The following is a 20,332-nucleotide window of genomic DNA, read 5'->3' as shown; positions in this document are numbered from 1 at the left end:
CGCCGAACAATCATTGCAAAAGCCCTGTCGGGCAGCCCCTTTCGGGGCCCCCGACAGGGCTTTCTTGCGTTTGCCGGCAGCGGTCACGCGCGGTGCGTGATTCCCGGATAAGGAGATCACCGGACATTCGGTGCACAGCGCCGGTGGACCCGCTGTGCGCGGGCGCGTCCCGTACAGGTAAAGTCAGCACGCATCATTGGCACGTTCCCACAGGAGGCCCCCGGGTGGAGGTCCAGGAGACACGCGTCCACACTGACCGTGTCCTCACCATCCCGAACATCCTCAGCATGGCGCGCCTCCTCGGCGTACCGCTGTTCCTGTGGCTCATTTTGCTGCCGGAGTTCGGTGGCCCCAAGAGCGATGGATGGGCCATCCTCGTCCTGATGCTGAGCGGCATCAGCGACTACCTCGACGGGAAGCTCGCCCGGCGCTGGAACCAGATCAGCAAGCTCGGCCGGCTCCTGGACCCGGCCGCCGACCGGCTGTATATCCTCTCCACACTCGTCGGTCTCACCTGGCGGGAGATCCTGCCGCTGTGGCTGACCGCCGCGCTCCTCGCGCGCGAGCTGATGCTGCTGGTGATGGTGGGCATCCTCCGGCGGCACGGCTACCCGCCGCCTCAGGTGAACTTCCTCGGCAAGGCCGCGACCTTCAACCTCATGTATGCCTTTCCTTTGCTCCTTCTGAGCGACGGAAGTGGCTGGCTCGCCACATTCGCTGCTATTTTCGGATGGGCGTTCGCCGGATGGGGTACAACGCTCTACTGGTGGGCAGGAATCTTGTACGTAGTACAGGTCCGCCGTCTCGTCAAGGCGGACCCCGCAGCCGGCTGAGCTCACTGATGCGCCAGCACTGCAAAAGCCGGGATCGCCCTCGCGTAAGCCTTTGGGGTAGCCGGGTGGGCGAAGTCGGCTGACCGTCTCTTCAAGGAGGACGCTTCCGACATGAAGGCCGTCGTGATGGCCGGTGGCGAAGGAACTCGCCTCCGCCCAATGACCTCAAGCATGCCCAAGCCGCTCCTGCCGGTCGTCAATCGACCGATCATGGAGCACGTGCTTCGCCTGCTCAAGCGGCATGGTCTGAATGAGACCGTGGTGACTGTCCAGTTTCTCGCCTCGCTGGTGAAGAACTACTTCGGGGATGGCGAGGAGCTCGGTATGGAGCTCACCTACGCCAATGAGGAAAAGCCACTCGGCACCGCCGGAAGTGTCAAGAACGCGGAAGAGGCACTCAAGGACGATGCGTTCCTCGTCATCTCCGGAGACGCCCTTACCGATTTCGACCTCACCGAGCTGATCAATTTCCATAAGGAAAAGGGTGCGCTGGTCACGGTCTGCCTGACCCGGGTGCCCAACCCGCTGGAGTTCGGCATCACCATCGTCGACGAGGAAGGCCGGGTGGAACGTTTCCTTGAGAAGCCCACCTGGGGTCAGGTTTTCTCCGACACGGTGAACACCGGCATCTACGTCATGGAGCCGGAGGTGTTCGACTATGTCGAGGCGGATGTCTCCGTCGACTGGTCAGGTGATGTCTTCCCCCAGCTGATGAAGGAAGGTAAGCCGATCTACGGCTATGTCGCCGACGGCTACTGGGAGGACGTCGGCACTCACGAGAGCTACGTGAAGGCGCAGGCCGACGTCCTGGAGGGCAAGGTCGACGTCGACATCGACGGCTTCGAGATCTCCCCTGGAGTGTGGGTCGCCGAAGGCGCCGAGGTCCACCCGGACGCGGTGCTGCGCGGACCTCTCTACATCGGCGACTACGCGAAGGTGGAAGCCGACACCGAGCTTCGGGAGCACACCGTCGTCGGCTCGAACGTCGTCGTCAAGAGCGGTGCGTTCCTCCACAAGAGCGTCGTGCACGACAACGTCTACATCGGGCAGCAGTGCAATCTGCGGGGCTGCGTGATCGGTAAGAACACCGACATCATGAGAGCCGCGCGGATCGAAGACGGAGCCGTCATCGGCGACGAGTGCTTCATCGGCGAGGAATCGATCGTCCAGGGCAACGTCCGGGTGTATCCGTTCAAGACCATCGAGGCGGGCGCGTTCGTCAACACCTCGGTGATCTGGGAGTCGCGCGGGCAGGCGCATCTGTTCGGCGCCCGCGGCGTCTCCGGCATCCTCAACGTCGAGATCACCCCCGAGCTGGCCGTGCGGCTGGCAGGTGCGTACGCGACGACGCTGAAGAAGGGCTCGACCGTCACCACCGCTCGTGACCACTCCCGTGGTGCGCGGGCGCTGAAACGTGCCGTCATCTCCGCCCTGCAGGCCAGCGCCATCGATGTGCGGGACCTGGAGAACGTGCCGCTGCCCGTCGCCCGGCAGCAGACCGCGCGCGGCAGCGCCGGCGGCATCATGGTCCGTACGACGCCGGGCGTCCCCGACTCCGTCGACATCATGTTCTTCGACGAGCGGGGCGCTGACCTCTCCCAAGGCGGGCAGCGCAAGCTCGACCGGGTGTACGCGCGGCAGGAGTACCGCCGTGCCTTCCCGGGCGAGATCGGTGACCTGCGGTTCCCCTCCAGCGTCTTCGACTCGTACACCGGCTCGTTGTCGCGTGCCGTGGACACCACCGGTGTCGCCGAGGCAGGGCTGAAGATCGTGGTCGACGCCTCGAACGGCAGCGCCGGGCTCGTGCTGCCCAGCCTCCTGGGCAAGCTGGGCGTCGACGCCCTCACCATCAACCCCGGCCTGGACGAGTCGCGTCCGACGGAGACGGCGGACACGCGCCGCGCCGGACTGGTGCGGCTCGGGGAGATCGTGGCGTCCGCGCGTGCGGCGTTCGGTGTGCGGTTCGACCCGGTGGGTGAGCGGCTGTCGCTCGTTGACGAACGCGGCCGCATCGTGGAGGACGACCGGGCGCTTCTGGTCATGCTCGACCTGGTGGCCGCCGAGCGGCGCAGCGGGCGGGTCGCGATGCCGGTGACGACGACACGTATCGCCGAGCAGGTCGCCGCCTATCACGGTACGCAGGTCGACTGGACGACGACATCGCCCGACGACCTGACCCGGGTCGGCCGCGCCGACACCACCATCTTCGGTGGCGACGGACGCGGCGGGTACATCATTCCCGAGTTCAGCAGCGTCTTCGACGGGACCGCCGCGTTCGTGCGTCTCATCGGCCTGGTGGCGCGTACGCAGCTGACGTTGAGCCAGATCGACGCGCGCATTCCCAGAGCCCATGTGCTGCGGCGTGATCTGGCCACACCGTGGGCGGTCAAGGGGCTCGTCATGCGCACCGTCGTGGAGGCCGCGGGCGACCGGTCGGTGGATACGACCGACGGCGTACGCGTCGTGGAGTCCGACGGCCGCTGGGTCATGGTGCTTCCGGACCCGGCCGAGGCCGTGACGCACCTGTGGGCGGAAGGCCCGGACGACGCGTCGGCCGCGGCACTGCTGGACGAGTGGGCGCACGTCGTGGACACCGCGGGTCGCTGACCCGCGACGGCCATGCCCGCGGCGTGTCGCCGCGTAAGTCGGCGGAGGTTCGCCTGGCTTGAGCGGGCTTGGCACGGCTTGACCAAGCCGGGGGCGCCGTCTCCCTCGGTCCGAACCGGCGCGCCGGTGGGGCCATTGGGTGACGGCGCCCCCGACGTGCGACGATGTGCGGCATGCCGCAGCAGCCCCCCGTTCGGAGCACCGTTTCGCCTCGCCCGCGTCCCGATGCCTCCATGTCGCTGCTGACCAACGTCACGGAGCACAGTCTCGATGACGGTTACGCCGAGGCCGCGGCCCGGCGGAAGGCCGAGGGAAAGCAGGGCTTGCCGCGCTCGGTGAGCGCCAGGCTGTGGCTGGCCGTCGGGCTGATACTGGCCGCGGGCGTGGTCACCATCGGGGCGGCCGAGGCGCGGATAGCGGCGCCCACGGTCGCCAAGGAACGCGAAGAGCTGATCGACCGCATCGAGTCGGAGACGTCGGCGGCCGACGCGCTGGAGGACAACGTCGACTCGCTCCGCGACGAGGTCGGGAAGCGGCAGCGTGACGCGCTGCGGAAGTACGGCGGCGACAAGGGCGAACTCGTCGCGCTGCTCGCCGGAGCCACCGAAGTGCGCGGCCCCGGCGTCGAACTCGTCGTCGACGACGCCAAAGGCACCGGCCAGGACGGTGGCGGTCCCCGCGAGAGCAACGACTTCTCCGACACGGGACGCGTGCGCGACCGGGACATGCAGCGTGTGATCAACGGGCTCTGGGAGTCCGGGGCGGAGGCCATCGCCGTCAATGGGCAGCGGCTGACCGCCCTTTCGGCGATCAGGGCGGCGGGGGACGCCATACTGGTCGACAACAAGCCACTGGTGCCGCCGTACACGGTGCACGCGGTGGGCGACGGAGAGCGGCTGCGTGCCGCGTTCGAGGACAGCGCCGACGGGCGGTACCTCCGCGTACTGCGGGACAAGTACGACATCCGCACCAGCATGTCCGTCGAGGACGAGCTGCGGCTTCCCGTGGCCCCAAGCCTGATCGTACGTACCGCGGAGCCGAAGGCCGGTGCCGCGAAGAAGAGCGGCACCGACACTGGAAAGGGCACATCTTGATCGCCGTACTGGGCCTCGTCGTGGGAGTCGTGGTCGGACTCGTGGTCCGCCCCGTGGTGCCGACGGTGGTCGAGCCCTACCTGCCGATCGCCGTTGTCGCGGCGCTGGACGCGGTGTTCGGCGGGTTGCGGGCGATGCTCGACGGAATCTTCGACGACAAGGTCTTCGTCGTCTCGTTCCTGTCCAATGTGGTGGTGGCCGCCCTGATCGTCTTCCTGGGAGACAAGCTCGGCGTCGGCGCCCAGCTCTCCACGGGCGTCGTCGTGGTGCTCGGTATCCGCATCTTCTCCAACGCCGCCGCGATCCGGCGGCACATCTTCAGGGCGTGAGGCCGATGCCTAGCGATGAGACACCCGACAAGTCCGAGCCGCCGAAGCCCGGGGAGGGCCCCGCGAAGCCGCGCGAGGAGCTGCCCCCGGAGCCGCCCGCGGAGGAGCCCGCGCCGCCCGCGGGCGAGCCCGAGCAGGTTCCGCCGGAAGCAACCTCGACCGCCGAGCCGTTGACGGGCCGTCAGCGTCTACTGGCGGGCCTGTGGCCGCCCCGGCTGTCCCGGCCCCAGCTCACCGCCGCCGTGCTGCTGTGCGTGCTGGGACTCGGCCTGGCGATCCAGGTGCGCTCGACCAACGAGAACAGCGTGTTGCGGGGTGCCCGCCAGGAGGACCTGGTGCGCATCCTCGACGAGCTGGATGACCGGACGCAGCGCCTGGAGGACGAGAAGCAGCGGCTTGTCGGCCAGCGCACGGAGCTGGAGAACAGCTCCGACCAGGCGGAAGAGGCCCGTAAACAGACGAAGCTCAAGGAGCGGCAACTGGGCGTGCTCGCGGGCACAGTCGCCGCCCAGGGGCCCGGCATCACCCTTCGCATAGATGACACCAGGGGCACGGTGAAGGCTGACATGCTGCTTGACGCCATCCAGGAGCTGCGGGCCGCGGGCGCCGAGGCGATCCAGATCAACGATGTACGGGTCGTAGCGGACACGTACTTCGCCGACTCGGGGATCGGAGTCGACATCGACGGCCACAAGGTGACTCAGCCTTACGAGTTCAAGGTGATCGGCAAGCCCGAGGACCTGGAGCCCGCGCTGAACATTCCTGGTGGAGTGGTGCAGACTCTGGAGAAGGAGCGGGCCACTGTGTCGGTGGAGCGTCAGGAGAAGATCGTTGTGGACGCCTTGCGGTCGGCGAAGCGGCCTGACTACGCTCGGTCGTCATCGTGATGAGCGGGGGACTTATGGGGGGCCCGTGGCAGGGGCGCGAGGTTGCGGGGGGTCGGCGCACCAGAACCGTGGTGCGTGAGGGAAACTGTCTGATGGTCACGGACGTTGTGAGGGTGTCCGGGTCGGCCGGTGTGTGCATCGAGGGTTTGTCCTGCCCCACGGGCGGGTCTGTTTCAGTCAAGGGGAATCGCCCGTGAAGTTGTTTGCGAAGTTGTTCGGCAAGAGCGCACGCCAGGACGGTGGCAATGCCCGTCACCGTGCGCAGCGTTCCGCTGAGGAGAGCGGGGCGCAGGAAGAGCGCCCGCTGTTCCGGGACCAGCTGGGTCCCGAGGGTGGCGACATGCCCGGCGGTCACGGCGCGTCGTCTGTTGACCCCGCTGCGTCCGGCCGCATAGGTTTCGGAGAACCATCAACCTCAAGTACGGGTGGAGGGTTCGGTTTGCCTGTTTGCACCAGGTGCGGGCACCGGAACGCCGAGGCCAACAAGTTCTGCTCCAACTGCGGCGCGCCGCTGCGGGCCGGGGCGTCGGCCGAGCGGGCCTCGGAGACCACCTCGACCATCTCGATCTCCGGGCTGGAGGCGTACGACTCCGAGACGACGGGACAGACCCAGCTGCCGTCGCTCTCGCAGGAGGCGCAGGCCGCCGTTGACGCGCTGCCGCTGGGATCGGCGCTGCTGGTGGTCCGCAGGGGCCCGAACTCAGGCAGTCGCTTCCTCCTGGACAGCGAGCTGACGACGGCCGGCCGTCATCCGCAGAGCGACATCTTCCTGGACGACGTGACCGTTTCGCGCCGCCATGTGGAGTTCCGGCGCGGTCCCGACGGCAGGTTCTCCGTCGCTGACGTCGGCAGCCTCAACGGCACGTACGTCAACCGGGAGCGTATCGACGCGGTCGTGCTGGCCAATGGCGACGAGGTGCAGATCGGCAAGTACCGGCTGGTCTTCTACGCGAGCCAGCGAGGCGTCGGCATCTGACAGAACCGAGGCGTCAAGGAAGGTTCATGCGTCAATCACCGACGGGCGGTGCCGGGAACGGCACCGCCTCCGCGGATGGCCGGCTGATGAGCATCGGCACCGTGCTGAGCCTGCTCCGTGACGAGTTTCCCGAGGTCACCATCTCCAAGATCCGGTTCTTGGAGGCCGAGGGCCTGGTGGAGCCGCGGCGCACCCCATCGGGGTACCGCAAGTTCGCCCAGGAGGACATCGAGCGGCTGGGGCACGTGCTGCGCATGCAGCGCGATCACTATCTGCCGCTGAAGGTGATCAGGGAGCATCTTGACGCTCTCGCCCGAGGTGAGCGGGTGCGGCTGCCCGCTCCCGCCCAGTCCCGTGAGCTGCTTGGCGACGACGCCGGGGAGCAGCGGGAGGAGCGCACGGCGGCCCGGCTGGGCCGTGCCGAGCTGCTGGCCGCCGCCGAGGTCAGCGAGCCCGACCTGGCCGAATGGGAGTCGTACGGGTTGCTCAGCGCTACCCCGGACGGCGCATTCGACGCGGGCGCCGTCAGCGTGGCCAGGCTCATCGCTGATCTTGGCCAGGCGGGACTCGAACCGCGCCATTTGCGGGCGATCAAAGCCGCCGCCGATCGTGAGGCGGGCCTGATCGAACAGCTGGTCGCACCCCTTCGGCGGCACCGTAACCCGCAGACCAGAGCTCACGCGGAAGCAACCGCGCGGGAGCTGGCAACACTGTCCATACGGCTCCATGCGGCTCTTGTAGAGACGGCTCTACAAGTCAGGACGCACTGAGTGCCAGGGTGCCCGACTACCCAAACCGGTCGGCCAGGTCCTAGGGTTGCTGTGTGAATGAGCTCGACGTCGTGGGTGTCCGGGTGGAAATGCCTTCCAACCAGCCGATCGTGCTTCTGCGTGAAGTAGGAGGCGACCGGTATCTGCCCATCTGGATTGGGCCGGGTGAGGCGACCGCCATCGCCTTCGCGCAGCAGGGCATGGCCCCTGCGCGACCACTGACGCATGACCTGTTCAAGGACGTGCTGGAGGCGGTGGGCCAGGAGCTCACCGAAGTCCGGATCACGGACCTGAGAGAGGGTGTCTTCTACGCGGAGCTGGTGTTCGCCAGCGGCGTGGAGGTCAGTGCCCGGCCGTCGGACGCCATAGCGCTGGCGCTGCGCACGGGTACACCGATCTACGGCAGTGACGGGGTGCTGGACGACGCCGGCATCGCCATCCCCGACGAGCAGGAAGACGAGGTCGAGAAGTTCCGCGAGTTCCTTGACCAGATCTCTCCGGAAGACTTCGACACGAACAGCCAGTGAGCCGCTGGCAGCAGCGATGTCGGACATCGCTGACACGGCATTCGAGAAGCCCTTCCCGGAACAGCGTCACCAGAAACCACTCGCAGGGTGATTATCACTCGGCGTGCCGAGTGTGGCGATCGTTGACGCACCCCGAGTGACTGCCTACCGTCGTGAGGGCAGGTCAAGGACGGAGGTCGGCGTGAGAAGCACCGGCGACGGTACGGCGGCAGGCGGTCCGTATCCGCTTCACGGGGGCGCGGCCGGTCAGGCGCCTGGATACTCCGGCGCGGCACGTGCCGCGACACCCGAAGAGCCCGCGTCGGACGACGTCGGCTACCGCGGCCCTACAGCGTGCGCGGCCGCGGGGATCACCTACCGGCAGCTCGACTACTGGGCGCGCACCGGCCTGGTCGAGCCCAGCGTGCGGCCCGCCTACGGCTCGGGAAGCCAGCGGCTGTACAGCTTTCGCGATGTGGTCGTTCTCAAGATCGTCAAGCGGCTGCTCGACACCGGCGTGTCCTTGCAGAACATCAGGACAGCCGTGCAGCATCTGCGGTTGCGCGGAGTGGCGGACCTCGCGCAGATGACGCTGATGAGCGATGGCGCGACGGTCTACGAGTGCGCCTCGCCCGACGAGGTCGTGAGCCTGCTCCAGGGCGGCCAGGGAGTCTTCGGGATCGCCGTGGGCGTGGTGTGGCGGGACGTGGAGTCGGCGCTGTCCCAGCTGCAGGGGGAGCGGGTGGACACCGGCGAGACGCTGGCCCGGCACAATCCGGCCGACGAGCTCGCGCGGCGCCGCAACCGCGCTGGTTAGCGCGATTGTCAGAGGCGTACGGCACCATCTCTGAGTGTGAGAGGTGCGCCGACGATCCTGCATCTGGACATGGACGCCTTCTTCGCCGCGGCGGAGCAGGCGGCCAAGCCCAGCCTGCGCGGGAAGCCGGTGATCGTCGGCGGCCTCGGGCCACGCGGCGTGGTGGCCACGGCGTCGTATGAGGCGCGGGTCTTCGGCGTGCACTCGGCGATGGCGATGGCGCAGGCCCGGCGGCTCTGCCCGAACGCCGCGTATCTCACGCCGCGCTTCTCGTTGTACCGCCAGGTGAGTGAAGTCGTCATGCGACTGCTGGCGGCCCTGTCGCCGCTGGTGGAGCCGCTCAGCCTCGATGAGGCCTTCGTCGATCTGGAAGCGGGCGGCGTCGAGGCGTCGTCCCGGGCCGCGCGGCAGGTCGGTGAGCGGCTGCGGCGGGAGATCGCCGCGGCGACCGGGCTGGCGGGCTCGGTGGGGCTCGCCGGCTCGAAGATGCTCGCCAAGATCGCCTCGGAGCAGGCCAAGCCCGACGGCCTTGTGCTGATCGAGCCGGGCACGGAGATGGCCCTGCTGGGCCCGATGACGGTGCGTGCCATCCCCGGTGTGGGACCGGCGACTGCGGAGGCGCTGCGGCGGGCGGGCCTCCACACGGTCGCCGAGACGGCGGCGGCGGGGGAGGCCGAGCTGGTCAGGCTCCTCGGCAAGGCACACGGCGCGTCGCTGTACGCACTGGCCAGTGGCCGCGACGACCGTCCTGTCGTCGCGGAACGGGACACCAAATCGGTGTCCGTCGAGGACACCTTCGATGTGGACCTGACCGACCGCGTCCGGGTCCAGACCGAGATCACGCGGCTCGCCGACCGGTGTGTCGAGCGGCTGCGGGCGGCGGGCAGGTCCGGGCGCACGGTCGTGATCAAGGTCCGGCGCTACGACTTCTCGACGCTCACCCGTTCGGAGACCCTGCGCGGGCCGACCGACGAGCCCTCCGTGGTGCGGGAGGCGGCCAGACGGCTGATCGACGGTGTGGAGACCACCGAGGGCGTACGGCTGCTCGGCGTCGGCGTGACCGGGCTCGCGGACTACACGCAGGAGGACCTGTTCGCGCAGGCGGCGACGGAGCGGGCTCTTGAGGAGGCCAGAGCCGGTGACACCGGCCCCCAGGAGTGGGTCAGCCCAGGGGGCCCCGACGGGGGCGCTGAGCAGCCGGTGGCGGAGCCGGCGGCCCCTGAGCGGCCCAGGAGCTGGCTGCCCGGCCACGACGTCCGCCACGCCGAGTACGGCGCCGGATGGGTCCAGGGCAGCGGCGTCGGCCGCGTGACCATACGGTTCGAGCAGCCGTGGTCGCCGCCCGGCCGGGTGCGGACCTTCCCCGTGGACGACCCGGCGCTGGCGCCCGCCGACCCGTTGCCGCTGGTGCGGCCCGCCGAGGATCAGTCATCCGGGCCCGCGACGTGGCCGAAGTCCTTATCGGGCGGCGGGGCGGGGGTGCCACCGCGATGCGCGGCGTCGAGCCCGTAGTGCCGGTAGAGCTGGACTTCCTGCTCGGGGGAGAGATGGCGGCCCACGCCGAAGTCGGGGGCGCCCTTGATCAGCGCGCGGTCGAACGGGACCCGCAGCACTTCGTCGACGACCTCGCTGGGCTCCAGGGGGACGAAGACGTCCCGGCTGAAGAGGCCGGTGCGCACCGCCGCCCACTCCGGCGTGCCGGTCGCGTCATCGAGATAGACCTCGTCCACGGTGCCGATCTTCGTGCCGCTGCGGTCGAACGCCTTCCGGCCGATCAGGTGCCGCGGATCGGTGTCGGTCTGCACGGTCCATCACCTCCTACAGGTCACGACTGCCTGTGACACCTACGTAAGGCCACATCATGCCGACTGGCCACTTGAGCGAACAGCCGGGATCGACGCTGGTAGGCTGGCCAGCGGCTGTAGACCCCATACGGGAGAGCCCTCCGCCGCAGGTGGACGGGGGCGCCGAAGGAGCAAATCCTCCCCGGAATCTCTCAGGCACACGTACCGTACGGGCGAGGTCACTCTGGAAAGCAGGGCGGGTCACGGACTGGCATCATTCCGGAGCCCCTCCTCACCGACGGTGAAAGCCGGTCCGCCGCAGCGGGCCGGTGAAGCTCTCAGGTTGAGATGACAGAGGGGGAGGCCGTCCGGGTACCAGCGCCTTGGTGCCCCCCGAAGGTCGTATGACCAGGAGGCCTCCGCAGATGACTGCACACCGCATCTCCCTCACCGAACTGGAGCGCGGCACTCCGTTCGAAGCGCGCCACATAGGACCCGACCGCGAGGCGCAAGCCAAGATGCTCGCCCAGGTCGGCTTCGGCTCCTTGGACGAGCTCACCGCGGCCGCCGTTCCGGACGTGATCAAGAGCGCCGAGGCCCTGCGGCTGCCCGGCGCCAGGAGCGAGGCGGAGGTCCTCGCGGAGCTGCGTGAGCTGGCCGACAGCAACCAGGTGCTGGCCCCGATGATCGGCCTCGGCTACTACGGCACTTTCACTCCGCCGGTGATCCTGCGGAACGTGATGGAGAACCCCGCCTGGTACACCGCGTACACGCCGTACCAGCCGGAGATCTCGCAGGGCCGCCTTGAGGCGCTGCTCAACTTCCAGACCATGGTCGCCGACCTGACCGGGCTGCCCACTTCCGGCGCCTCCCTGCTCGACGAGGGCACGGCGGCCGCCGAGGCCATGGCGCTCTCCCGGCGCGTGGGCAAGGTCAAGGAGGGCGTCTTCCTCATCGACGCCGACTGCCTGCCGCAGACCATCGCCGTCATCGAGACCCGCGCGGAGCCCACCGGGGTCGAGGTCGTGGTCGCCGACCTGTCCCAGGGCATCCCGGACGAGATCGCCGAGCGCGGCGTCTTCGGCGTCCTCCTGCAGTACCCGGGCGCGTCCGGCGCGGTCCGCGACCCGCGCGTCCTCATCGAGCGCGCGCACGAGCTGGGCGCGGTCGTCACGGTCGCCGCCGACCTGCTCGCCCTGACGCTGCTGACCTCGCCCGGCGACCTCGGCGCCGACATCGCCGTGGGCACCACCCAGCGGTTCGGCGTGCCGATGGGTTTCGGCGGTCCGCACGCGGGGTTCATGGCCGTCGGCCAGAAGTTCGCGCGCAGCCTCCCGGGCCGCCTCGTCGGCGTCTCCGTCGACGCCGACGGGAACAAGGCCTACCGGCTGGCGCTCCAGACCCGTGAGCAGCACATCCGCCGCGAGAAGGCCACCAGCAACATCTGCACCGCCCAGGTACTCCTCGCCGTCATGGCCGGGATGTACGCGGTGTACCACGGCCCGGACGGCCTCGCCGCGATCGCCCGCCGCACCCACCGCTACGCCACGGTGCTCGCCGAGGGGCTGCGGGCCGGTGGCGTGGAGCTCGCACACGACACGTACTTCGACACCCTCACCGCGCGGGTGCCGGGCCGGGCCGCCGAGATCGCGGCCGCCGCCCGCGCCGCCGGGGTGAACCTGCGCCAGGTCGACGCCGACCAGGTCGGCATCGCCTGCGACGAGACGACGGGCCGCGCCCAGCTCGCCGCCGTATGGGCCGCCTTCGGCGTGCACGCCGACATCGAGACGCTCGACGCCGGGGTCAGCGACGCGCTGCCGCAGGAACTGCTGCGCGCCGACGACTACCTCACCCACCCGGTCTTCCACCAGCACCGTTCCGAGACGGCCATGCTGCGCTACCTGCGCAAGCTCGCGGACCGCGACTACGCGCTCGACCGCGGAATGATCCCGCTGGGCTCCTGCACGATGAAGCTCAACGCGACCACCGAGATGGAGCCGGTGACGTGGCCGGAGTTCAGCGCGCTTCACCCGTTCGCCCCAGTCGGGCAGGCGCAGGGCTATCTGACGCTGATCAACGAGCTGGAGGACCGGCTCGCCGAGGTCACCGGCTACGACAAGGTGTCCCTCCAGCCGAACGCCGGCTCGCAGGGCGAGCTGGCCGGGCTGCTGGCCGTCCGGGCGTACCACCGTGCCAATGGTGATGACCAGCGTGTCGTCTGCCTGATCCCGTCCTCGGCGCACGGCACGAACGCGGCGAGCGCCGTGATGGCCGGGATGAAGGTCGTCGTCGTCAAGACCGGCGAGGACGGCGAGGTGGACGCCGACGACCTGCACTCCAAGATCGAGCAGTACGGCGACGAGCTGGCCGTCCTGATGGTCACCTACCCCTCCACGCACGGCGTCTTCGAGGAGCACATCAGCGACATCTGCGCCGCCGTGCACGACGTCGGCGGCCAGGTGTACGTGGACGGGGCCAACCTGAACGCCCTGGTCGGCGTCGCCAGGCCGGGCAAGTTCGGCGGCGACGTCTCGCACCTGAACCTGCACAAGACGTTCTGCATCCCGCACGGCGGCGGTGGCCCCGGCGTCGGCCCGGTCGGCGTGCGCGCGCACCTCGCCCCGTACCTCCCGAACCACCCGCTCCAGCCCACCGCCGGTCCTCAGACGGGCGTGGGCCCGGTCTCGGCCGCTCCGTGGGGCTCGGCGGGCATTCTGCCGATCTCCTGGGCGTACGTGCGGCTGATGGGCGGCGAGGGGCTGCGCCGCGCCACTCAGGTGGCTGTGCTCGGCGCGAACTACATCGCCAAGCGGCTGGAGCCGCACTACCCGGTGCTGTACACGGGTCCGGCCGGTCTTGTCGCGCACGAGTGCATCGTTGACCTGCGCGGACTCACCAAGGAGACGGGCGTGAGCGTGGACGATGTCGCCAAGCGCCTGATCGACTACGGCTTCCACGCGCCGACCATGTCGTTCCCGGTCGCGGGGACGCTGATGATCGAGCCGACGGAGAGCGAGGACTTGGCGGAACTTGACCGGTTCTGCGAGGCCATGATCGCCATTCGGGCGGAGATTGCGAAGGTCGGTTCCGGCGAATGGTCGGCGGATGACAACCCCCTGCGCAACGCGCCGCACACCGCGGCCACGCTGACCGGCGAGTGGACCCACGCGTACACCCGTGACGAGGCGGTCTTCCCGGCCGGTGTCTCGGCGGCCGACAAGTACTGGCCGCCGGTGCGCCGGGTGGACGGCGCCTACGGTGACCGGAACCTGGTCTGCTCCTGCCCGCCGCTCGACGAGTACGACAGCTGACGGGACTCCTCGCGCCGGGGCGCGGGGGACATGCGACGGGGCCGGTTCGGCGGTGACGCCGGGCCGGCCCCTCATGGTTCTTGTTGCGTGATGCTTGGTGCGTGACGTTCAGTGGATCGTTCTTGGCGCCTGTTTCCCGGCGCCGGGAGCCGTACGGCTGCGGCCGTGGTGCGGCCGCCGACGTGCGGCGCCGCGGTGCTGACCGGTGCGCTCAGCGTCGGCTAGGCGGCGGTCATGATGTGCTCGGTGCCCAGCGGCCGGTGCGGGTCGATGACCTGCCCGTCCGGCAGCAGCTCCCCGGTGTCCTCGAAGAGGAGGACCCCGTTGCACAGCAGGCTCCAGCCTTGCTCAGGATGGTGCGCCACGAGATGGGCGGCCTCCCTGTCCGCTGAGTCGGCTGTCGGGCACGCTGGTTGGTGCTGGCACATGGAAGAGATCTTTCGCTGTGGTGTGGTGGCTGTCCTGCGGCTCGGTGCGGTACTCATATCCGCTCCCCCGTAACTGTTGATTGGTCTCAGTCTTGCCCTGCGGGCGTGATTCCGCAGGCATTTAGCGGCAGCGCTCCTCACTAGATGAAGACGCGTCACCCGTGCGGGCGGTTGCCGCCCAGCAGACCGCCCCTTCGGGTGGTTCGGTGTAGTCACTCGTAACTAGTCTTTCCGCCCAGCCGTGTACCGGTCGTCGCGTACGGTGACGTGCCCCGCGACCAGGAAGGTCGCGGGGCACGGCAGTGCGGTGGCCGGTGCGGTGGCCGGGTGCTCTCAGGCAGGTGACCCGAGAAGCGGGGCGGGCGTGAGCCGGAGCGTCAGCATGGGCAGCAGTTCCGCGACACGGTGCGGCCGGTGGGCCGCGATGCCCGGTGGCGCAGGAGCGAGCGGCACCAGCAGGTCGGCGGGTGCGGGCCGGCCGGTGGCGGCGTCAGCCGCGGGGTCACAGTGCAGCCAGAGGGTGACCATGTAGAGCTCGGGCACGGACAGCAGCCGGGGCTGGTACGTGGAGGACAGCGTCTCCGCATGCCGCAGGGCACGTTCGGTCGAGACCACATACGGTCCCTCACTGAAGTGCGAGAAGGCCCAGCCGTCCGGCGTCAGCATCGCCTCAGCCGCGGCCACGGCGCGGTCCTCGCCGCTGATCAGGAAGCGCCAGCCGGTGAGCCGGGTGGTCGGAGCCTTGCCGTGACCGCCGCGCGGTGACACATGGTCGAGCGTATGGACGGGGAGCGGTCGCTCAGGCGTCAGTGGACCTGGATGCGAGCGCAGGGCCGGAGTCCGGGCTTCGCGGACCGCGGTGGGGGAACCGAGGGCCGTGAGGATGCTGCGTAACGCGGGCGCTGGAGCCGGGGGGACATGCAGCGGCATGGGCTCGCCTCTCACTTCGAGACAGGGGTGCTGGCGGGGGTGCGGACGTCGCTGTCAGCGTGCGGGGTCAGAGGGGGGCCGTGACGGGGTGCAGGGCGCCGACTCTCTGCCTCTTTTGGAGAGTTTATACGGCACATGTTCCCTATATGTTTCGGTGTGCGGCCGCGCTTATCTTGGCAAGGGGATATCCGGACCTTATGTTGTGGCGATTGATCCGTTTCTGTGCCGTGGATTGCGAGCCTGACCGTGGCTTTTAGCGTGGACGCAGACGGCTGAAAGTTACCTGTGTTTTACGCCACCAAAATTGGGCCGACCTGGTACGCCGCGCTGGTGCCTCGCCCGGATGCACAGCGCATGCCAAAGGACTGTGCCACATTGCCTATTCACAGAGGTTATCCCTCCTGCGGCCTGACGGGGCGTTATCGATCACACTGCCTGGGCATCATCGTCCCGTGACTGCCCCTGGCTCCGCCGGGGGAGCCAGGCCCCAGGCGGCCGGCGCGGCCGCGACCCGGTCTAGGAGGGACGGCTCTATGGGGGAGAAGATCGCGGCAGGCGGATTCGACCTGTCCGATCGGCAGCGGCACCGCGAGAAACTACGGCAGTGCCTCGAAGCGCTCGCGCGGCTGTTGAAGGAGAAGCGATTCGAGCGCCCAAAGAATCTCATGGGCCTGGAGATAGAATTGAATCTTGTAGGCTCCGACGGCTTGCCGAGGATGATGAACGCTCAAGTCCTTGAGCGTATAGCGAGCCATGATTTCCAGACCGAACTAGGCCAGTGCAACCTGGAAGTCAACATCGTTCCGCACCGTATGCACGGCCGTGTCCTCGACCAGTTATCGGAGGAGCTGCGCACCGGACTCGGGTACGCCGACCGCAAGGCCGGTGAGGTGTCCGCCGGCATTGTGATGATCGGCATTCTGCCGACGCTCGCCGCGCACGACCTGGTGTCGGCGAACCTCTCCCTGGCCGACCGGTACCGGCTGCTGAACGACGAGATGCTGGCCGCGCGGGGCGAGGACTTCGCGATCGACATCCACGGGGTGGAGCGGCTGACCTGCACGTCGGCGTCGATCGCGCCGGAGGCGGCGTGCACGTCGGTGCAGTTGCATCTCCAGGTGACGCCGAACCGGTTCGCGGCCGTGTGGAACGCGGCGCAGGCGGTCGCCGCCGTACAGATCGCCGTCGGCGCCAACTCCCCCTTCCTCTTCGGCAGGGAGCTGTGGCGCGAGTCCCGGCCGCCGCTGTTCGTGCAGTCCACCGACACCAGACCGCCGGAGTTCACCACGCAGGGTGTGCGGCCACGCACCTGGTTCGGAGAGCGCTGGATCGATTCCGCGTACGACCTCTTCGAGGAGAACCTGCGCTACTTCCCACCCCTGCTCCCCATCAGCGGCGACGAGGACCCGCTGCTGCTGCTGGACGACGGCAAGGCGCCCGGCCTGCCGGAGCTGACCTTGCACAACGGCACCATCTACCGCTGGAACCGTCCGGTGTACGCGGTGTCCGAGGGCGTCCCGCACCTCCGGGTCGAGAACCGGGTGCTGCCCGCCGGCCCCACCGTCACCGACGTCATCGCCAATACGGCCTTCTACTACGGCCTCGTCCGGGCACTCGCCGAGCAGCCGCGCCCGCTGTGGACCCGGCTCCCGTTCGCCACGGCGGCGGAGAACTTCGACGAGGCATGCCGCTACGGCATCGACACCGAGCTGCGCTGGCCGCTGCCGGGCCGTGCCGGGGGAGTGGCCCGGGTATCGGCCGTGCGGCTCGTCCTCGACGAACTGCTGCCGCTGGCCGCCTCGGGGCTGGACGCCTGGGGGGTGGAGCCCGCGGACCGGGACCGCTACCTCGGCGTGATCGCCGAACGCTGCCGCCGACGCGTCAACGGGGCCTCCTGGCAGACCTCGACCTACCACCGGGCACTGGCCGCCGGGATGGACCGGGAGGAGGCGCTGGCGGCCATGACACGCCGTTACTCCGTTCTGATGCGGACGGGCGAACCAGTGCACGCCTGGCCGGTCGGCATCGCGGACTGACGGGCGGCCGGGCTGGTGGGCGGACCGCCGGGCGAGGCGGATGAGCGCCGTCCGCCCGGCCCCGCCGGTGACCCTGTGTCGTAGGGACCGTGGGCGTCAGGCAAGCTGAGACCTCCCGGGTGAGATGGCACCGTACGCTTCGGCGAGTCGCGTCACGCGATCTCCGTAACAGGTTGAGGTCTTGGAGGCAGTCGTGCGGCCGCAGGCGCGTGAGGTGACCAGCTCGCTCCCGGAGGACGGGCTGTCGCGGCGGACGCTGGGCACCGAGACGCTGCTCGTGCTGGCGTTGTCGCTGGGGGCGAGCGGGCTGTCCGCGCTGATCGACTTCATCGGTTCGGCGACCGAGCCAGGCGGGCTCAGTGACCAGACCGCCAATCTGAACGCGTCCGAGGCCCCGGGCCGCCCTTGGCTGGACCTCGCCTGGCAGCTGTTCGGGATCTCCACCTCGCTCGTGCCGGTCGCCCTCGTCGCCCATCTCCTGTTGCGCGAGGGCGCGGGGCTGCGCTCCATCGGGTTCGACCTGCGCGCCCGCCGGTTCGACCTGGGCTGGGGCACGGCGGTCGCCGCGGGCATCGGCGGCACCGGACTGCTGCTCTACATCGGTGCCCGGGCCGCCGGGGCCAACCTCACCGTGGTGCCCGAGTCGCTGCCCGACGTGTGGTGGAAGTACCCGGTGCTCGTCGCCTCAGCCGTGCAGAACGCCGTGCTGGAGGAGGTGATCGTGGTGGGCTACCTGCTGCGACGGCTCGGACAGCTGGAGTGGGGACCGCTGGCCGCGCTCGCCGCGAGCGCGGTGCTGCGCGGCTCGTACCACCTCTACCAGGGCATCGGCGGGTTCTTCGGCAACATGGCGATGGGAGTGATCTTCGTGCTGCTGTACCGGCGGTGGGGACGGGTCGGGCCACTGGTCGCCGCGCACGCCCTGATCGACATCGTGGCCTTCGCCGGATACGGCCTGCTGGAAGGCAAGGTCAGCTGGCTGCCCGTGTCGTGACGGCGCGGGGCCCGGCGCCACGCCGTGGTGACCGCCGGCGCCCGCGTCGAAGAGCACCGGCCGTCCGGTAACCCCCGCCGCGCCGAGCCCGGCCACAGGCCAGCCGCCGCCCCGCCCCCGCTCTTCCCGGGGCGCCTGTCAACGAGGATCTACGGGAATCCGGTCGCCCGGAGCGGAAGGTCAGGGGGAGACGAGGAGTTCTCCGTCGATGACGGTCACGGCCTCGCCTTCCAGCTGCGTACGCTCGCCGCGCAGCACGGTGCGTACCCGTCCGGTGCGGGCCGATACCTGGAGTCCGGTCAGCTCGTCGCGGCCGAACCGGGGGGACCACAGGGGAGCCAGGGCGGTGTGCGCGCTGCCGGTCACCGGGTCCTCGTCGATGCCGGAGGCCGGGCCGAAGAAGCGGGAGACGAAGTCATAGCCGCTGTCGGGGTCCGCGGCGGACGCGGTGACGATCACGCCCCGGTGCTCCAAGCGCGCCACAGCGGCCAGGTCCGGGGTCAGCTCTCGCACCGTACGCTCATCCGCAAGCTCGACCAGCAGGTCGCCGACCTGCGGTCCGGTGTCGTAACAGGCCAGCGGCCGCGCGCCCAGTGCGGCCCGCACGCCGTCCGGGACCTCGATCGCGGTGAGCGGCGCGGTCGGGAAGTCCAGCGTGATCCGGGCAGCCGCCCCGGCCGCTGGGAGGGGATGCGGGGCGGTCGCGGTCAGGACCCCGCTGCGGGTGGCGAACCGGACCGTGCCCTGGGCGGCGCCCGTGGACGTCAGCACGTGGGCGGTGGCCAGCGTGGCGTGACCGCACATGGCGACCTCCACCGTCGGAGTGAACCAGCGCAGCGCCCAGTCGGCGTCCCGCGTGTCGCTCAGCGGATGGGCGAAGGCCGTCTCGGACAGGTTGACCTCGGCGGCCACCCGCTGGAGCCAGGCGTCGTCGGGGAACGCGTCGGCGTCGAGGAGGACGACCGCCGCCGGGTTGCCGGAGAAGGGACGGTTGGTGAAGGCGTCAACGATTCGCAAGCGCATGAGGGCACGTTAGACGTCCACTTGAGGCGTACGCCAAGGTCAATAGCCGAGCAATGGCCCTGAGGGCGGGTGCCTTCCGGTCATTGGCCTCAACTGGTGCCGCCCAGCGCTGGGGTTGGCCCGCTGAACGCGGGTCACGCCCACCACCCTGTCTGTGACGGTGGAGGCCCGGTCCGCGGGGCCTGGCCAGCGACGCGAAACTCTCACGACTCCGCTGACCGCTGATCGTTCCGCGGTATCAGGGGAAGACGACAGCAGCCGACACCAGCCGGATGAGATCCTGTACGCCGGGCGCCCGGGGGCGCGACGAGCGGTCCGGCCGCCGGGGCGGAAGCGGGCGGGCGGCGTAGGGAGGGTGCGGGGATGACCGGTATCAGAGCTGACTTCCTGTCCATGGCCCGTTCGGCCGCGGCCCTGCTGCGCGAGCCGGCGGTCGGCGCGGCCTGGAGCGGGCCGAGCGCGTTGCCCGAGTTCAGCGTGGGCGGTCTCGCCGCTCATCTGGCCTACCAGGTCCTGGCCATTCCGCAGTGCCTGACCGGGCCGGTGCCGGAGGAGCAGACGGTCTCCCTCCTGGGGCACTACGACCGGGTGCGCTGGATCGGCGCCGGTCTCGATGACCAGATCAACGTCCGTATCCGGCAGGGCGGCGAGGAGGCCGCCGCCGAGGGGCCCGTAGCGCTGGCGGCGAGCGTCGAGTCCGCCGTCGCGGAACTGGCGGACAGCCTGGCATCGGTGGCGGACCGGCCGGTGCGCATCCCGCTGTGGGGCCCGTGGTCGTTGCTGCTCGACGACATGCTGGTCACCCGCATGATGGAGCTCGCCGTTCATTCGGACGACCTTTCGGTCAGCGTGGGCATCGAGACACCCGTGTTCCCACCGAGCGCCGTCGAAACGGTGATCGACCTGCTGTCCCGCCTGGCCGTGCGCCGCCACGGCGCGACCGACGTCCTACGAGCCCTCAGCCGCGCCGAACGCGCCCCCTCCACCATCGCCGCCTTCTGAGCGCC

General features: G+C 69.6%; 18 protein-coding genes and 2 riboswitches. Of the genes, 14 read left to right on the top strand and 4 right to left on the bottom strand.

The features are described from left to right. Positions 1 to 224: 224 nt before the first annotated feature. From clsA to AC5P1B_RS20835, 10 genes are all read left to right on the top strand, one after another. Positions 225 to 833: a cardiolipin synthase ClsA gene (gene clsA, locus AC5P1B_RS20880; protein ID WP_493888832.1), complete on the top strand. Its 609-nt coding sequence runs from the start codon at positions 225 to 227 to the stop codon at positions 831 to 833. 111 nt (positions 834 to 944) lie between these two features. Further along, positions 945 to 3,440 carry a sugar phosphate nucleotidyltransferase gene (locus AC5P1B_RS20875; RefSeq protein ID WP_493888831.1) on the top strand — a complete coding sequence of 832 codons (2,496 nt, stop codon included), beginning with the start codon at positions 945 to 947 and terminating at the stop codon, positions 3,438 to 3,440. Between the two features lie 173 nt (positions 3,441 to 3,613). After that, complete coding sequence (locus AC5P1B_RS20870) at positions 3,614 to 4,534, top strand: DUF881 domain-containing protein (protein WP_493888830.1); 921 nt, start codon at positions 3,614 to 3,616, stop codon at positions 4,532 to 4,534. Next, the gene (locus AC5P1B_RS20865) at positions 4,531 to 4,863 is read left to right on the top strand and encodes a small basic family protein (RefSeq protein WP_116210565.1); all 333 of its coding nucleotides are present in this window, start codon (positions 4,531 to 4,533) and stop codon (positions 4,861 to 4,863) included. Before AC5P1B_RS20870 ends, AC5P1B_RS20865 begins: the two co-directional genes overlap by 4 nt. Positions 4,864 to 4,868: 5 nt before the next feature. After that, positions 4,869 to 5,750 (top strand): DUF881 domain-containing protein, encoded by an 882-nt coding sequence (locus AC5P1B_RS20860; RefSeq protein WP_493888829.1) that lies wholly within the window; start codon positions 4,869 to 4,871, stop codon positions 5,748 to 5,750. Positions 5,751 to 5,883: 133 nt separating this feature from the next. Continuing rightward, positions 5,884 to 6,726, top strand: coding sequence for a double zinc ribbon and FHA domain-containing protein (locus AC5P1B_RS20855; RefSeq protein WP_493888828.1), 843 nt, complete (start codon positions 5,884 to 5,886; stop codon positions 6,724 to 6,726). Between the two features lie 26 nt (positions 6,727 to 6,752). Further along, positions 6,753 to 7,496 (top strand): transcriptional regulator FtsR, encoded by a 744-nt coding sequence (ftsR, locus tag AC5P1B_RS20850; protein ID WP_493888827.1) that lies wholly within the window; start codon positions 6,753 to 6,755, stop codon positions 7,494 to 7,496. A 53-nt stretch (positions 7,497 to 7,549) separates the two neighbouring features. Continuing rightward, on the top strand, positions 7,550 to 8,023 hold the full coding sequence (locus AC5P1B_RS20845; protein WP_014044725.1) for a bifunctional nuclease family protein: 474 nt from the start codon (positions 7,550 to 7,552) through the stop codon (positions 8,021 to 8,023). Between the two features lie 181 nt (positions 8,024 to 8,204). Further along, a complete protein-coding gene (locus AC5P1B_RS20840) occupies positions 8,205 to 8,819 on the top strand; it encodes a MerR family transcriptional regulator (RefSeq protein WP_493888826.1) in 615 nt (204 codons plus the stop codon). 36 nt (positions 8,820 to 8,855) lie between these two features. Further along, on the top strand, positions 8,856 to 10,331 hold the full coding sequence (locus AC5P1B_RS20835; RefSeq protein ID WP_493888825.1) for a DNA polymerase IV: 1,476 nt from the start codon (positions 8,856 to 8,858) through the stop codon (positions 10,329 to 10,331). Here AC5P1B_RS20835 and AC5P1B_RS20830 read toward each other — a convergent pair. Continuing rightward, the gene (locus AC5P1B_RS20830) at positions 10,244 to 10,624 is read right to left on the bottom strand and encodes a PRC-barrel domain-containing protein (protein WP_493888824.1); all 381 of its coding nucleotides are present in this window, start codon (positions 10,622 to 10,624) and stop codon (positions 10,244 to 10,246) included. The genes AC5P1B_RS20835 and AC5P1B_RS20830 overlap by 88 nt on opposite strands. A gap of 118 nt (positions 10,625 to 10,742) precedes the next feature. Then, a riboswitch (glycine riboswitch) is annotated at positions 10,743 to 10,841 on the top strand. Further along, positions 10,842 to 10,968, top strand: a riboswitch (glycine riboswitch). Positions 10,969 to 11,028: 60 nt separating this feature from the next. Between AC5P1B_RS20830 and gcvP the strand changes: the two genes are divergently transcribed. Next, positions 11,029 to 13,914 (top strand): aminomethyl-transferring glycine dehydrogenase, encoded by a 2,886-nt coding sequence (gcvP, locus tag AC5P1B_RS20825; protein WP_493888823.1) that lies wholly within the window; start codon positions 11,029 to 11,031, stop codon positions 13,912 to 13,914. Between the two features lie 221 nt (positions 13,915 to 14,135). Here gcvP and AC5P1B_RS20820 read toward each other — a convergent pair whose 3' ends face one another. Both AC5P1B_RS20820 and AC5P1B_RS20815 read right to left on the bottom strand, forming a co-directional pair. After that, a complete protein-coding gene (locus AC5P1B_RS20820; RefSeq protein ID WP_493888840.1) occupies positions 14,136 to 14,342 on the bottom strand; it encodes a DUF5999 family protein in 207 nt (68 codons plus the stop codon). A gap of 333 nt (positions 14,343 to 14,675) precedes the next feature. After that, positions 14,676 to 15,272 (bottom strand): hypothetical protein, encoded by a 597-nt coding sequence (locus tag AC5P1B_RS20815; protein WP_493888822.1) that lies wholly within the window; start codon positions 15,270 to 15,272, stop codon positions 14,676 to 14,678. 533 nt (positions 15,273 to 15,805) lie between these two features. Here AC5P1B_RS20815 and AC5P1B_RS20810 point away from each other — a divergent pair. Next, on the top strand, positions 15,806 to 17,308 hold the full coding sequence (locus tag AC5P1B_RS20810; protein WP_493888821.1) for a glutamate-cysteine ligase family protein: 1,503 nt from the start codon (positions 15,806 to 15,808) through the stop codon (positions 17,306 to 17,308). A 181-nt stretch (positions 17,309 to 17,489) separates the two neighbouring features. Next, positions 17,490 to 18,302, top strand: coding sequence for a CPBP family intramembrane glutamic endopeptidase (locus AC5P1B_RS20805; RefSeq protein WP_493888820.1), 813 nt, complete (start codon positions 17,490 to 17,492; stop codon positions 18,300 to 18,302). A 180-nt stretch (positions 18,303 to 18,482) separates the two neighbouring features. Here AC5P1B_RS20805 and AC5P1B_RS20800 read toward each other — a convergent pair whose 3' ends face one another. Continuing rightward, positions 18,483 to 19,325: a PhzF family phenazine biosynthesis protein gene (locus AC5P1B_RS20800; protein ID WP_493888819.1), complete on the bottom strand. Its 843-nt coding sequence runs from the start codon at positions 19,323 to 19,325 to the stop codon at positions 18,483 to 18,485. Positions 19,326 to 19,688: 363 nt separating this feature from the next. Here AC5P1B_RS20800 and AC5P1B_RS20795 point away from each other — a divergent pair, with 363 nt between their 5' ends. Beyond that, positions 19,689 to 20,327 (top strand): maleylpyruvate isomerase N-terminal domain-containing protein, encoded by a 639-nt coding sequence (locus AC5P1B_RS20795; RefSeq protein ID WP_493888818.1) that lies wholly within the window; start codon positions 19,689 to 19,691, stop codon positions 20,325 to 20,327. The last annotated feature ends 5 nt before the right edge of the window (positions 20,328 to 20,332 follow it).

Source organism: Streptomyces sp. A01 (genome assembly GCF_059026195.1).
The sequence above is the reverse complement of the archived record's forward strand: the minus strand, read 5'-3'. Positions and strand labels throughout refer to the sequence as shown.